Source organism: Pseudomonas sp. MS19, from assembly GCF_013277615.1.
Taxonomy (GTDB): domain Bacteria; phylum Pseudomonadota; class Gammaproteobacteria; order Pseudomonadales; family Pseudomonadaceae; genus Aquipseudomonas; species Aquipseudomonas marincola.
The window spans coordinates 21,074-34,482 of the sequence record NZ_VBTO01000013.1 but is presented as its reverse complement, the minus strand read 5'-3'; the positions used below and the strand labels follow the sequence as shown (position 1 = coordinate 34,482).

Genomic DNA, 13,409 nt, shown 5'->3' with positions numbered 1-13,409 from the left:
CCGCGCTCTCCTTGCAGCCGGGTCACTCTAACCCGGCTGCAACCTGAAGATAAAATCAAACGCTTGCTTGGATTGCGCTTTCAAAAAGCATTAGGCAGCATCAGCTTTATGCACGGGCATAGCATTTGCTTCATTTGCAGGGTTACGTCCTGCAAAAGTGCTAACTCAATCGTCCAACAGAAAGCCGAGGATCATCATGCGCATAGTCCAAGCCACGCTGGAACATCTGGACCTGCTCACCCCGCTGTTCGTTAAATACCGTGAGTTTTACGGCGAACTGCCCTTCCCCGATTCCTCGAAGGCGTTTCTCGAAAAACGTCTGCGCCGCAAAGAGTCTGTTATCTATCTGGCCCTTGCTGATGAAGAAGACAAACTGCTGGGCTTTTGCCAGCTTTACCCCAGCTACTCTTCGCTAGCGCTTAAGCGCGTGTGGATTCTCAACGATATCTACGTGGCCGAAGACGCCCGCCGCCAGTTGGTTGCGGATCGCTTGCTGCAAACCGCCAAGAACATGGCTAAAGAAACCAACGCCGTGCGCATGCGCGTATCCACCAGCCTTGATAACGAGGTGGCGCACAAGGTTTACGAGTCGATTGGTTTCACTGTCGATGAGCAGTTCAAGAACTACACGCTGCCCATCAGCAAGGATTGAACAGCACTGCCCGGCGGCTTATTCAGCCAGTCCGGGCACTGATTCAGCGCAGCCGTTTTTAATGGCCGCTGACACTCACCCACAAACCCACCGCCAACTGCACAAACAACACCCCCAACAAGGCGTAGCGCCAGACTGGCAGGGCTTTGTAGCGCGCGGTATCAACTATTGGTTCGTGCTTGAGTGGCTGCAGCAAACCTTGCTGAAACTCCGACAGCGCATCGAATCGCGCAGCCGGAAGCGGGGCCAGCGCCCGCGCCAAGACGCCATCCCAGCCTTGCGGCAAATGCGCGGCGAATTGGCTAAGCGGCACGTAACTACTCGCACCCGCACCGTCCGGCCGGGCGATCTCCGGCCACTGCCCGGCAACCATCCAGTAAACCAGTGAAGCCAGCGCGAACTGATCGGCACGTCCATCTACCGTGCGACCCGCGCGCACTTCCGGTGCCAGCGGCATTGCCTCAACTGGCAAGGCCTGACGCGCCACACCCGGTAAAATCACCGCCCACTCAGGCAGCAACACCACATGCATATGCGCATCAATCAGAATATTGCGCGGCGCCAGCCAAAGCCCTTGCATACCACGACGTTGCAGCGCGCGCACCGCATCCAGCAGTTGCCCGAAAATGCTCATGATCTGACTGTGCGTCAGCGGCCTGCGCGAGTTGACCCAATCAAACAGGCTGACAGCGCCTTTGGCCGGCGCCTCATAAACATTAAACGCATGCAGGCGCGGCTCACGCGCAGATAAAACGCGGGGCAGAGTCGGTGCTAAGCAGCGGCGTAATACCCATTCACGCTGCCAAAACGCCTCATCCGCTGGCCCCTCGGCCATCCACACAATCGCCCGGCGGCCATTACAATCCTCGGCATTGAATACCCGGCCAGCGGGGCCGAAAGCGCATTCATCCAGAAGCGTCCAACCATCCAGCATCTGTCCCGTAGCGCCTGTTACAGCTGGCCAGTGGGCGACCGCGACGTCTTCAGTACGGCTTTGCCCAGCCTGCGGCAGCATCAATGCAGCAGCGCCTGGCGCATTGAGCAAAGGCTGCAGTAAATCCTGCAACTCGTTTTCAGGCGTTTGCTGCTCGGCGTCTTGCATGGCCTTGAAGCGATTGCACAGCGTTTCAAGGTCGGCGACACCGAACAGCGGCTGGGGCGCCAGCAATATCATCTCGCCGCAGTTGAGCGGCAAACTGTGCTGCACCAGCGCCAACTCGGCCTGCATGCCCAACTGCAATCCATCGTGTCCGGGTAAGCTGTGCAATTGGCTGTCACGGTAACGCAGCAGCCCGACTGCACCCGCTTGCAGAAATTGCGCGTGACCGGCTTGCAGCAAAAGCATGCCGACATTGAATTGCGCGGTCATGCGCCCGGATTGGCGCAGATGAAACAACTGCAAATTCAGAGCAGCCAGCACCTGCCGCGCCGCCTGGGCCTCGCTCCAGGTTTCTGGTGTGCAGCGATAGTCAGCAAACAGAGCATCGAGATAATGCTCGACGTTACGCACCACATCAGTGCATTCGCGCGCCCATAACAGCACCACAATCAGCACAGGTGGTCGCCCTTGCCTGCCGGCCATCCACTCCATGCGCACGCGCGCAGCCTGCGCAGGCAGGTCGATACCGTGGCCATGCAGGAGCGTTACAGCAGGGTGATCCATGCGTTCTATCGACATCGGTGCACCTCCCTGAATATTCCCTGTCTGCGACATTGCAGCCTTTGTGCCGCCTTGCCGCAAATGGCACCGCGCTATATGGTGAGACTCCCCAATCCGGATAAATTGCCATGTGGTTGTTCAGTGACTTGCGCCGCCGACACATCCTCAAGAACAACCCGGTTGAGCCGCAGGCATGGGCCGAGGTTCTCAAGCGTCTGCCGATTCTGGATGGTCTGGATGCCGAGCAACTGCAGTGCCTGCGCGACCGCGCCGTGGTGTTTCTGGATCAGAAACACCTCAATTACCTGCCCGGTGTAGAACTAAGCAAAGTTGACCGGCTAACGCTTGCCGCGCAGGCAGAGTTGCCTTTGCTGGCGCTCAGCGAAGATTTGAACTGGTATCAGGGCTTCCATGAAATCCTGCTCTACCCGGATGACTTTCTCAGCCCCCAGCGCAACCGCGATGCAAGCGGAGTGGTTCATGAGTGGCAAGGCACACACAGTGGCGAGGCGTGGCTGCAAGGCCCGATCATCCTGTCGTACCCGGGCGTGCGCAGCAGTGGCGGCTGGCAGGCTTACAACCTGATCATCCATGAGCTGGCGCATAAGCTCGACATGCTCAATGGCTCCGCCAACGGCCATCCGCCATTGCATGACAACATGCATATCGAAACGTGGGCAGAGGTCATGCAAACCGCGTTCAATCACCTGAATCAGCTTTTGGATAACCATCCGCACTCACCGCCGTCCATCGATGCTTACGCGGCGGAAAACCCTGCCGAGTTTTTTGCCGTATGCAGCGAATACTTCTTTAGTGGCCCGGATCTGCTCCACTCGGCCTATCCAAAGGTCTATGAGCAGTTCAGCCTGTTTTATCGCCAAGACCCGCTGGCACGCTTGAAATCGCTGCATGCAGCCGACCCGCATTACCACACGCAGGTAAACCGCAGCGGTCACACGACCAACGGCTAATCCGGACGCCATAGCAACGCGCCGCGAATATGCCTATAATCGCGCCACTTTTTTTCGCCGATTCCTGGGAGTCGCAACATGAGCTATAGCAAGATTCCGGCTGGTAAAGACCTGCCAAACGACATCTACGTCGCCATTGAGATCCCGGCCAACCACGCGCCGATCAAATACGAAATCGACCACGACAGCGACTGCCTGTTCGTTGACCGTTTCATGGCCACCCCAATGTTCTACCCAGCCAACTACGGCTACATCCCGAACACCCTGGCCGACGACGGTGACCCGTTGGACGTGCTGGTCGTGACACCGTACCCAGTAGCGCCAGGCGCTGTAATCCGCGCGCGCCCGGTTGGCGTACTGCACATGACCGACGAAGCCGGTGGCGACGCCAAACTGATTGCCGTACCGCACGACAAGCTGAGCCAGCTATACGTCGACGTCAAGGAATACACCGACCTGCCAGCCCTGCTGCTGGAGCAAATCAAGCACTTCTTCGAGAACTACAAAGACCTCGAAAAAGGCAAGTGGGTCAAGGTTGAAGGCTGGGGCGACGCAGAAGCAGCCCGCGCTGAAATCACCAAAGCTGTTGCCGCTTACAAGCACTAAGCAACAACTGAAAAACCGGCTCCAGAGCCGGTTTTTTTGTGCCCGAAATTCGGCGGACCTCAGAACAAAACGCGCTCCACCCTGCCGTTTGATCAGCAACCCCCGATCAAGGGTGTTCAGAACAGGCCCAGTTTGCTAAAGTCAGCGCCCTGCCAAACTCAAGGGTTTGCGCCACAGCATACGGCGGTAGCGATTCATCAAAAATGATTCGATACCGCCCCCTAAAAGCCGGCCACAAGCCGGCTTTTTTAATGCCTACAGATTTCTACAAAACCCACCGAACCTATACATAGCAAGGCTTTCAGCCTAATACCTGTCCATCAACAGCTATCCAAAACTGTCCCATCCAGCATAAAAGTGTGGGGACAGAAGCAGGAAGCGCAGCATGGTCTGATGGGCAAAGTCGGCCGTGATCGGCTGTTTGATATCTTGCGAGTCAGCCTCCAACTGGATCGGCGCAAATGCGCCTATCAGAAGACCACCGATAGCCACCATCGCTTCCGCCGGCACCTTAATCGATTAAAACCGAGCATCGATCAAGTGACTGCTACTGGACCTGAACAGGTGGGGGGTAGCGGATATGACCTGTTTGCCACCCAAAAAACGTCGCATACGTGAGCTTGGTGATAGACGCTTACTCGCACAACATTGTTCGTCATCACGTGCACGCCCCCCTGCATGCGGAATCGTCCATCAAAGCGATGAGCAAGGCGCATTAGACATTGCGTCCAATGTTCGGTGCTTGCTCAGTAACCGACCTCTTTCTGATGCCGAAAGGCCAATACATAAACAGCATCATCCTCGCGCTCATGCCGATAGAGCGCCACATAACCCGAATCACCGAACTCGATAATGAGCTCACGTAACTCCGGCAGTTCTGAAAGCGGGCGACCTACTTCCGGGCCACCTTCCAAACGAGCAAATTGCCGCTCAATCGCTTGGGCCGCTCGCTGTGCTATCTGCGGACCTTTGTCGACAAGAAACTGACGACAGCGCTCCAACCCTTGGGCTGCACCTTCAGTGATGATCAATCGTGGCACTTAGGAAGCTCCGCCTCAGTCTCAGTACCCCAGGTATTGAGCCAGGCCCGAGCCTCTTGGCCAGTCAGATGACGACCCGTTTCCTGATAGGCTGCCCACGACGCCAACGCTTCCTGCTTAAAGCCCTCGCGAGCTTCTTCACGATCGACATACTGCGCTATGGCTTCGCGCATAATCCAGTGGGATGAACGTTGACGAAGAGCAGCCAAGTGCTGAATGCGGTTTTTCAGCTCGTCATCAATTTTGATAGAAGTGGCCATAACTGAACCCTCGTTATCTAAAGGTATTACCTTTAGATAAGGTATCAGTCACCCTGCTCATCTGTCCATGAGTCCAGAAGACAGCCGATGCCCCGCAGAATAGATGCGGGATGAGGGAACAAAAAGCATATTAAAAATTATCTTATATGAATCAACAATTTAGAATTCATTGGACGCAGTCATCACGCCTGCATCTTAATGACTTCAGAAAACCCAAGCGCCCTCAGACCACAGATAAAGCGGGAACTACAGCCTCGAACTATGCCCAAGCACATACAACAAAAAAACCGAGAATCCCGCACCGAGGCATGGGTCGCTGAGGCATAGCAGCGGAATCGTTACTGCTAAGTCACCCAGATCACCAACGCTCTACCATTAGTGTCCTACGTGACTCGCACATACCGATACTCGACTAGGGCAATCCGAGAAACCAGCGGTAGTACGGATTTTCGCCATCGGTGTATATCAGGTCTTTTACATCGCGTGCCCAGCCCGGGCGATCATTGTTGTAGGCTTTAAGGCCGGCGGAGTAGAACAGTTGCAAGCGTTCCCATTCGTTATCGACCTCAGCTGAGTAGGCCGCTGTACTGCCCTCCAATGGAGGCGGACTGCGCAACGCGAGTAAGGTCGGGAGCACGCGGGTGATTTCCTTGGGGCGCACCCAGCCGGTGTATTCAATGCGCGGGTGGTTATCCGTTACCGGTTGTGCATCAGCGGCGTAGCGTGCGAGGCCGTCGCGATCGGTTACCCACGTCGCCAGCAGCGCTGCCGGGGAGTCGATACCGATTTCGCGCAATGTCTTAATCACTTTGGGTTGTTTGAAGCGCTGCTGAATCATCGGCACATTGAGGTGCATTTCGTCGAGCGAGCCGATCATCAGCATCTCGTGAAACTCTGTCGTCCACAGCGACGCATGGGGGAACACGTCGATGAAACTGCGCACCAGCGACTGACTGTCTTCGTTGTTCTGGGTTGGCAGTGGCAACCACTGCGCGACCAAACCACCCGGTTGCAGACGGCTGGCAGCCAGTTCATAGAAGTCACGAGAATATAAATTAACCACGCCCGCGGCAGAAGGGGGTGGCGGCTCGAGAGTGATCAGATCGTATGGATCGGTATTTCTGAGTAACTCGCGGCGACCATCGCGAAGACGAATATCGAGCCGTGTGTCGAGGGCAGCGCCGTAGTTGCCTTTGAACAAGGGCGCGGCTTCCAGCACGGCAGGTAAAAGCTCAGCCACTACCGGTTTTGTCAGCCCGTCGAAACGCAGCATCGCCCCAGCGGTGATACCAGTTCCGAAACCAATGACCAACGCCGAAGTGGGTTGCTTGTTGTGAATCAGTAAGGGCAGCAGTGCTTGCATGCGCATGTAACGCAGCGACGGCATTGCATCACCAGTGTTCGATACGCCCTGAACATACAGACGATTGAATTTGCGCTCATCGCGCCCTTGGCTGACTACTGCCACGGTATTGCCGCGGCCTTCCTGATAAAACAGTATTTCGCCATTGCGTGCACCGGGCAGCAGTTCTGCCAGCTTTTGCGGCGGTGTTACAACAGCGCAAACAACGGTGAACAAGCCAATGCACTGGATTGTGCGGCGCATGACGACGCTTACACCGGCGCCAAACCAGGCGGCAATACAACCCACGGCGCAGGCGGTTAGCGCGAGCACGCCGAGTGTGTGCACCAAGCCGATTGCGGGGATCAACACCAGTCCGGTCAAGGCCACGCCGAATATTGCGCCCAAGGTATTGAGCGCGACCACAGCGCCGACATCACGCCCCACATGTGCCTTATTCACAGAAAGACGCAACGCCAACGGAAATGCTGCGCCCAGAATGGTGGTCGGTAAAAATACGACGCACAGAGCGGCCATGGCGAAGCGCGCGCACATGCCTGCGAGCTCGTTGCTGGTTATATACAGCACATAGAATTCGACCTGGCTTTGAGCGAATATCAGCCAGCGGCCGAGGCCTGCGATTTGCAGCAGCGCAAGCAGCCCTGCCAGAGAAATCAAAACGCCAAACAATCCCCAAGGATCACGGATACGGTCCGCACGGCGCGCATAGATCGCGCTGCCGATTGCCAGCCCCAATAAGTAAGTGGCGAGCACTATCGCGAATGCAAAAGCGCGCGTGCTCATGAATGGCACTATCGACTGTGTCCAGACAATTTCATAACCCAGCGCAACACCGCCTGCGATGCAATAGAGCCCAATTGCCAGGCGTGCCTGTGCAGTGGCCGGTATTCGCTTAAAAGCGCCCGCTTCTGGCAGAGACTTGTCGGCCTGACTCACCAGCATGGCCACAATGCCCGCTATCGCATTGAATATGGCAGCGGCGACGGCGCTGCCAATCACACCAAACTGCGCAATCAACACGAATGCGGCTAACAACGTACCGATGATGGCGCCGGCGGTATTGGCCGCATAGAGCCGCCCGCCCGCCTCGCCAAATCGACCATCTTGTGGTGATAGGGCGCGCATCAATACCGGCAAGGTTCCTCCCATCAAGAACGCAGGAATCCCCACCAGCGCAAATGGCAGCAGCCAGGCGAACAGCCCTATGTTGCTTTCGAGGCGGGCAAACAGCCCTGCCGATTGCGCCAATAAAATCGTCGCACCTAGGCCAAACACAGCTACCGACAACTCAAGGCCCGCGTAGAGTTTTAATGGCCGTTTCAGGCGATCCGCAAACCGACCAAAAACCAGCCCGCCCAATGCAAGCCCGGCAAAGAACGCACTGATTGCTGTGGTGACGGCGTAAACCTCCACACCGACGATCAATGAAAGCTGTTTAACCCAAAGCACCTGATAGACAAGCGCTGATGCGCCCGAAATGAAGAGCAGAGCAGCAGCAAGGGGCATCGAGGTAGGGCTGGGGTTGCGGACGGAACCAGCGGAGGGATCGCGGGATGAACGTGCGGCTGACGACATCTGAATGGCCTTATCAGACAGAGAAAAACCTGCAACAGCGGTGGCTGCTGCAGGTTGTGAAGATGCCCAAAGATCTAGGGCATTGGCATGGATCAGTTAGTCTGGGACTCTTTGGCCTCTTCCATTTTGACTTTGATCTCTTGGTCTAAACGAGCACGGACCTCGTCGATGCTGAAGCTGGCAGGAAGCTGGCTTGGCGGATAATCGACAAATGTCTGCAGGAACTTCGCAGAACGTTGAGTCGCTTGCTCAGTGATGAACAGGTTTTTGGTCAGGAAGTCGTAGTATTGGTCAGAAACAACGTCTGCACGCTCATACGGATCCATGCGCAGATTGAAGATCTTAGGCAGACGGAGGCACACGAAAGGTTCGCTCCAGACCTTCATGCCGCCGGGCGCGCGCTGCTCGCAGAAGACAACCTTCCAGTTACCAAAACGCATACCCACCAGCTCGGTATCATCGTTGAAGTAGTAGAACTCTTTGCGTGCACCTTCGTCGGTTTTACCGGTGATGTAATCAAGCTGGTTAAAGCCATCAAGGTGAACCTTGAAGTTCTTACCATCAAGATCGGCCCCTTTAAGCAGGCGTTCTTTGATGTCTGTATCGCCTGCGGCTGCCAACAGGGTTGGGAACCAGTCAAGACCCGAGAACATTTCGCGAGATACAGTTCCTGGCTTGATGTGGCCGGGCCAGCGGACCATCGCAGGTACGCGATAAGCCCCTTCCCAGTTTGAGTTTTTCTCGTTGCGATAAGGCGTTGTGGCAGCATCTGGCCAGGAGAACTGGTTAGGGCCGTTATCGGTGGTGTAAACCACGATGGTGTCATCGGCGATTTTCAAATCATCCAGCGATTTGAGCAGCTTACCCACGTCACCGTCGTGCTCGATCATGCCGTCGGCGTACTTATTGCCGGGCATGCCGCTCTGGCCTTTCATTGAATCACGCACATGGGTAAACATGTGCATGCGGGTGGTGTTCATCCACACGAAGAAAGGTTTATCCGCCTTGACCTGTTTCTCCATGAAGTTGATGGCGGCTTGGGTTGTATCGTCGTCAATGGTTTCCATGCGCTTGGAGGTCAGCGCACCAGTGTCTTCGATTTTGCCGTCAGCGGAAGACTTGATTACACCGCGCGGGGAAGCAGTCTTGATAAACTCCTGATCATCCTTCGGCCACATTGCACGCTCAGGTTCTTCTTCGGCATTGAGGTGATACAGGTTGCCGTAGAATTGATCAAAACCATGATTGGTGGGCAGATACTCATCACGGTCACCCAAGTGATTCTTACCAAATTGACCTGTCGCATAGCCGTGCGACTTGAGCGCCTGGGCAATAGTGACATCACGCGCCTGAAGCCCGACTTTGGCACCCGGCAAGCCGACTTTCGACAGCCCTGTTCGGAAAATGGTTTGCCCGGTGATAAAGGTAGAACGCCCAGCTGTGCAGCTGTTCTCCGCGTAGTAGTCGGTAAATTTCATACCTTCCTTAGCGATGCTATCGATGTTCGGCGTCTCATAACCCACAATCCCTTCACCGTAGCTGCTGATATTGGTAACACCAACATCATCACCGAAGATAACCAATATATTAGGCTTGTCTGCCGCCAATACCGTAGGTGAACCGATAGCGGTTGCAACAGCAAATGCGATCCCCGATAGCCACTTCCCTTGCATAGTCATATTTGGATCCTTCCATTGATAAATAATTACCATAGACTTTTATAGATTTTCGCTCGACAGCTGAGTTAGCTCAGCGTTACACCAGAACATAGTTACTGATGGAACAAGTCGAATTCAAAGTATAAACACGCCTGCAACGCTCAGTCTTAGTTAAGTCAGAAACAGGCCACTCCTTTTGGATTGAATCGACGTCAGTTTCGAAAGTGCCATCATTGGCAACAATATGGCCTATTGAAATCATTGCAATTTTGCAGAAATTAGCCGCCAAATCCTGTCAAAGTAGACGACATTCATTAGTTCCGTCCGCAGCCAATCTCCTGCCAAAGTCGCAAGTGCATGGAGCTCGCGGGCATATTGGATTGCGGCGCATAAACTGGCGCGCGGCGACTTTCCTCTGCAATTATTAATTAAACGCAGAACTGCTGGAGCCTATATTCAGAATGAGATAAACATATAAACGACCAAGCAAATCCGGCCTGACTGTAATTAAAATGTAGCATTAGCAAACTGCAGCAGTAATGAGCATTGCGCTTCAAAGAGTACTGTTTTTATCAGCATTAAACCGCCTCACTGAACTAAACAGCAATCACCACTTACAGCAACCCGCCGCCTAAGATTTAAAAAACCGCTCCCGTACCGCCGCCACTGATGCTTCCCTGAGCATGGCAATAAAAAGTTGCTCAACGTCAGTCAACAACTGATTTTCCGGGGTAACCAGATACACCTCGTTGACAGGCAGGTTGTCGTAGGGTGGTAGCTGGAAAAGAATCTTCTGTTCGACGAAGGGCTTGGCGCCTTCGACGGTCAATGCACCAAAACCAAGGCCGGCGAGGATCAGGCGGCGCACTTCTTCCTCGTTGGGCGACACGGCAACCAACTTGCCCCAAAACTGCAACTCGGCGCGCACTGCGCTAACCGCACTGAGGCCATCGCCTGGCTGATCACTCTCGAACGAGACATAGGCCTGGCCGCGCATATCCGCTGCGGTGAGATCTGGTTTGCCGTACAACGGATGGCGAGCACCGCAGTAAAAGGCCATCTGCTCGTAACCAAGCAGGTCGAAATGCAGGCCGGTCTGGGCGGTTTTCTTGTTGCTGATACCGATGTGCAACTGCCCATGCGCAACAGCATTGACAATATCGGCGCTCGGCTGCGAGCTGAGCGTGAGCAGCACTTTGGGGTAGCGCTGATGAAAATTGACCAGCGTGTCATCGAAAGACTGGCAACTGACATGACTGGCGACCTGAATATGCAACTCGCCAAGTACGGCATCGGCTTCACCAGCGAACTGCTCAGCCATTGAGTCGATAATGCTGCCAGCCGAAGACACATACTCGTACACCCGCAAGCCCTGCTCCGTCAGCGAGAACATGCCCTTTTTGCGGTGGATCAGGCGCATGCCCAAATGCGCTTCCAAGCGCTTCAGCGCGTTGCTAACGCTGGGCTGGCTGAGGGCGAGTTTGCGCGCAGCGCCGGTGATGCTGCTTTCTTCGACAATCACCAGAAATGTGTACAGCAGGTTCCAGTCCAAATTGCGCAACAAGCGCTCACGCGGCGACAGCATACGATTCTCCACCCAACCAGCGGTCATAGTAGGCGAAACCGCATGCAACAGCGTACTGGCAAACACTCGTCGCGCTTTAGCCGTCATGCATCATCCTTACCCTGTAAATCAAAAACGCCCGAGTCTTGCGAGCCGGGCGTTCTCGGTATGGCACCAGCAGGTGGCCAGGTCAGTCGACGTCGTAGTTGAGCAGGTCTTCATATTGTGCACGGCGGCGGATTAGCCGGCTGCCTTGTTGCAAGTCGACCATCACCGCTGCGGCAGCCTGGCGGCCACAATATTCGGTCATGTTTTCCAGCGCATAAGCGCCCACATCCAATAAGGCAATTATGTCGCCCATGCCGGTATCTGCCGGCAATTCACGCAGATTGGGTTGGTTGACCAGAACCTTTTCCAGCACGCTGCGATGCGCATTCAATGCAGGCTCAGCCGCCAGCAAAGAACTGACCGCGCCCTCACCTTCGATGTCGTAGTAGGTGTCACTGCTGTCACACAGCGGGCCGGCCATGCGACAGTTCTTGGTTTGCACATCGTCCGCGCGCGAGGCGTTGACCATGTGGAAATACCAGCCGTGATAGATGTCGAACAGTACGCTGTAACCGGCATCGAGGTAATACACCGGATTGTTCTGGCGCTGCTTCCTGGCTTCGATGCGACTGAGCAAAATAGCCGTGTCGCTGACCATGCTGCGCCCGGGCTCGACGATGATTTCTATTTGTTCGCCCAACGCTGCAGCAATCGGTTTGATCAGATGCCTGGAGAGTTGGGCGAAGTCGATACTGGTGCGATAGTTTTCGCAGTAATGCGCGGCCACACGGCTAAAGTTCTCTTGCGCACTGCTGTAGTTTTTCGGAAAGCCACCGCCGAGGTTCACATGCTCCAGCGGGTACGGCAGCATCTCGCAAACGTGGCGGACGTAGTCGATTAAGAACTGTGCCTCAGCCTCGTAAATCGCTATGTCGTTTACCTGAGTACCAATGTGCGCGTGCACACCGACCATTTTCAAGGCATCCGGGTGCTGCACCATCAGCTCGATCGCGGCAGCTTGCTCAAGGCTGGTCATGCCGAACTTGGAGCTTGATGTACCGGTTTGCCAGCCTGCTGCTGCGCCGCCCTGAATCTCGGGAATAATGCGCAAAGTCAGGCGAGCCTGCTGCTTCAACTCGGTGGCCACCTCAAGAATGCGTTGGACCTCGCTCAGCGAATCGACGTTGATAGCGCCAATGCCGGCCGCGATCACCTCGCGTAGTTCACCACGCTGCTTGGCCACCCCGTTGAACACCATGTCGGCAGGTTTGTATCCGGCAACACAGGCTTTGTAGAACTCACCGCCGGAGTTGACCTCGACCGCCAAACCGCAATCCTTGAAGACCTTAAGCACGGCCAGATTGGCGCACGCCTTACTGGCAAAACACACGCGGGTGTTGGCGTGCTCGCGGCGGAAATTGCTGAGGATATCCAGCGCGTTTTCACGCAGGCGGGTTTCCGAATACACATAAAGCGGCGAGCCGTATTGAGCAATCAACGACTCGGCCTGAACCCCATCAATCAGTAATTTATTGTTCTCACTGGTCAGGTGCTCGGCTCTCTTCCATGGGTGTAGCGCAACAACTTGGCTCATAAAAACTTACTTGTCTGGGTGAATAAGGCGTGGGTGGAGAACAGCAAGTAAGAATCAGCCGGCATCAGACATTTATCAAATGCATATTAATTATGTAATAGATTCTCACAGGCTATGCGTGCAACCCCGAGAGCGACCTCCAGCAGCTTGAGACTCAGATTGAGCATGTGAGTGGCTAACTGCTGTTCGCGAAATGCCAATCTGAAGCGCCAAGCGCACAATATTGCAGGGCACAGATTGCCTTTGAGTCAGCATTTTGAGCGAGCGAATGAGCCATGCGCGGGCACGATTAAGTCAACCACAACGCATTGCTCTGGCATTGAACGGACAACGTAGCGCGACATCCTTAGCAGAAAATCCGTACAAAACTATGGACACAGATCAATTTGGCAGCAGTTTTCCACAGCAAAGCTGCGAC

10 protein-coding genes and 1 pseudogene are annotated in these 13,409 nt (G+C 55.0%); 4 read left to right on the top strand and 7 right to left on the bottom strand.

Annotation, left to right across the window (positions count from 1 at the left end):
• Positions 1-196: 196 nt before the first annotated feature.
• A complete protein-coding gene (locus FEZ62_RS13450) occupies positions 197-652 on the top strand; it encodes a GNAT family N-acetyltransferase (protein ID WP_069900726.1) in 456 nt (151 codons plus the stop codon).
• 58 nt (positions 653-710) lie between these two features.
• Here FEZ62_RS13450 and FEZ62_RS13445 read toward each other — a convergent pair whose 3' ends face one another.
• Positions 711-2,330: a SpoIIE family protein phosphatase gene (locus tag FEZ62_RS13445; protein ID WP_172928172.1), complete on the bottom strand. Its 1,620-nt coding sequence runs from the start codon at positions 2,328-2,330 to the stop codon at positions 711-713.
• A gap of 110 nt (positions 2,331-2,440) precedes the next feature.
• Here FEZ62_RS13445 and FEZ62_RS13440 point away from each other — a divergent pair, with 110 nt between their 5' ends.
• The 3 genes and pseudogenes from FEZ62_RS13440 to FEZ62_RS20755 form a co-directional block, all read left to right on the top strand.
• Positions 2,441-3,283, top strand: a complete 843-nt coding sequence (locus tag FEZ62_RS13440) for a M90 family metallopeptidase (protein ID WP_172928170.1) — start codon at positions 2,441-2,443, stop codon at positions 3,281-3,283.
• Positions 3,284-3,361: 78 nt separating this feature from the next.
• Positions 3,362-3,889 carry an inorganic diphosphatase gene (gene ppa, locus FEZ62_RS13435; RefSeq protein ID WP_069900723.1) on the top strand — a complete coding sequence of 176 codons (528 nt, stop codon included), beginning with the start codon at positions 3,362-3,364 and terminating at the stop codon, positions 3,887-3,889.
• Positions 3,890-4,291: 402 nt separating this feature from the next.
• Positions 4,292-4,602, top strand: a pseudogene (locus tag FEZ62_RS20755) (IS3 family transposase); the annotation flags it as partial.
• Positions 4,603-4,635: 33 nt separating this feature from the next.
• Here the strand turns inward: FEZ62_RS20755 and FEZ62_RS13430 are convergent.
• The 6 genes from FEZ62_RS13430 to FEZ62_RS13405 form a co-directional block, all read right to left on the bottom strand.
• On the bottom strand, positions 4,636-4,929 hold the full coding sequence (locus tag FEZ62_RS13430; protein ID WP_069900721.1) for a type II toxin-antitoxin system RelE/ParE family toxin: 294 nt from the start codon (positions 4,927-4,929) through the stop codon (positions 4,636-4,638).
• Entirely contained in the window at positions 4,917-5,189 is a 273-nt protein-coding gene (locus FEZ62_RS13425; protein ID WP_172928168.1) for a CopG family ribbon-helix-helix protein, read from the bottom strand. Before FEZ62_RS13425 ends, FEZ62_RS13430 begins: the two co-directional genes overlap by 13 nt.
• 412 nt (positions 5,190-5,601) lie before the next feature.
• Complete coding sequence (locus tag FEZ62_RS13420) at positions 5,602-8,058, bottom strand: fused MFS/spermidine synthase (RefSeq protein WP_172928776.1); 2,457 nt, start codon at positions 8,056-8,058, stop codon at positions 5,602-5,604.
• A 161-nt stretch (positions 8,059-8,219) separates the two neighbouring features.
• Positions 8,220-9,806, bottom strand: a complete 1,587-nt coding sequence (locus FEZ62_RS13415; protein WP_172928166.1) for an arylsulfatase — start codon at positions 9,804-9,806, stop codon at positions 8,220-8,222.
• Between the two features lie 610 nt (positions 9,807-10,416).
• Positions 10,417-11,370 (bottom strand): LysR family transcriptional regulator, encoded by a 954-nt coding sequence (locus tag FEZ62_RS13410; RefSeq protein ID WP_172928165.1) that lies wholly within the window; start codon positions 11,368-11,370, stop codon positions 10,417-10,419.
• A gap of 169 nt (positions 11,371-11,539) precedes the next feature.
• Complete coding sequence (locus FEZ62_RS13405; RefSeq protein ID WP_172928163.1) at positions 11,540-12,991, bottom strand: hypothetical protein; 1,452 nt, start codon at positions 12,989-12,991, stop codon at positions 11,540-11,542.
• Positions 12,992-13,409 lie beyond the last annotated feature (418 nt).

Coding starts and splice junctions, on each gene's coding strand:
- FEZ62_RS13450 (WP_069900726.1), top strand. CDS start 197: ATGCGCATAGTCCAAGCCACGCTGGAACATCTGGACCTGCTCACCCCG.
- FEZ62_RS13445 (WP_172928172.1), bottom strand. CDS start 2,330: ATGTCGATAGAACGCATGGATCACCCTGCTGTAACGCTCCTGCATGGC.
- FEZ62_RS13440 (WP_172928170.1), top strand. CDS start 2,441: ATGTGGTTGTTCAGTGACTTGCGCCGCCGACACATCCTCAAGAACAAC.
- ppa (WP_069900723.1), top strand. CDS start 3,362: ATGAGCTATAGCAAGATTCCGGCTGGTAAAGACCTGCCAAACGACATC.
- FEZ62_RS13425 (WP_172928168.1), bottom strand. CDS start 5,189: ATGGCCACTTCTATCAAAATTGATGACGAGCTGAAAAACCGCATTCAG.
- FEZ62_RS13420 (WP_172928776.1), bottom strand. CDS start 8,058: ATGCCCCTTGCTGCTGCTCTGCTCTTCATTTCGGGCGCATCAGCGCTT.
- FEZ62_RS13415 (WP_172928166.1), bottom strand. CDS start 9,806: ATGACTATGCAAGGGAAGTGGCTATCGGGGATCGCATTTGCTGTTGCA.
- FEZ62_RS13410 (WP_172928165.1), bottom strand. CDS start 11,370: ATGCTGTCGCCGCGTGAGCGCTTGTTGCGCAATTTGGACTGGAACCTG.
- FEZ62_RS13405 (WP_172928163.1), bottom strand. CDS start 12,991: ATGAGCCAAGTTGTTGCGCTACACCCATGGAAGAGAGCCGAGCACCTG.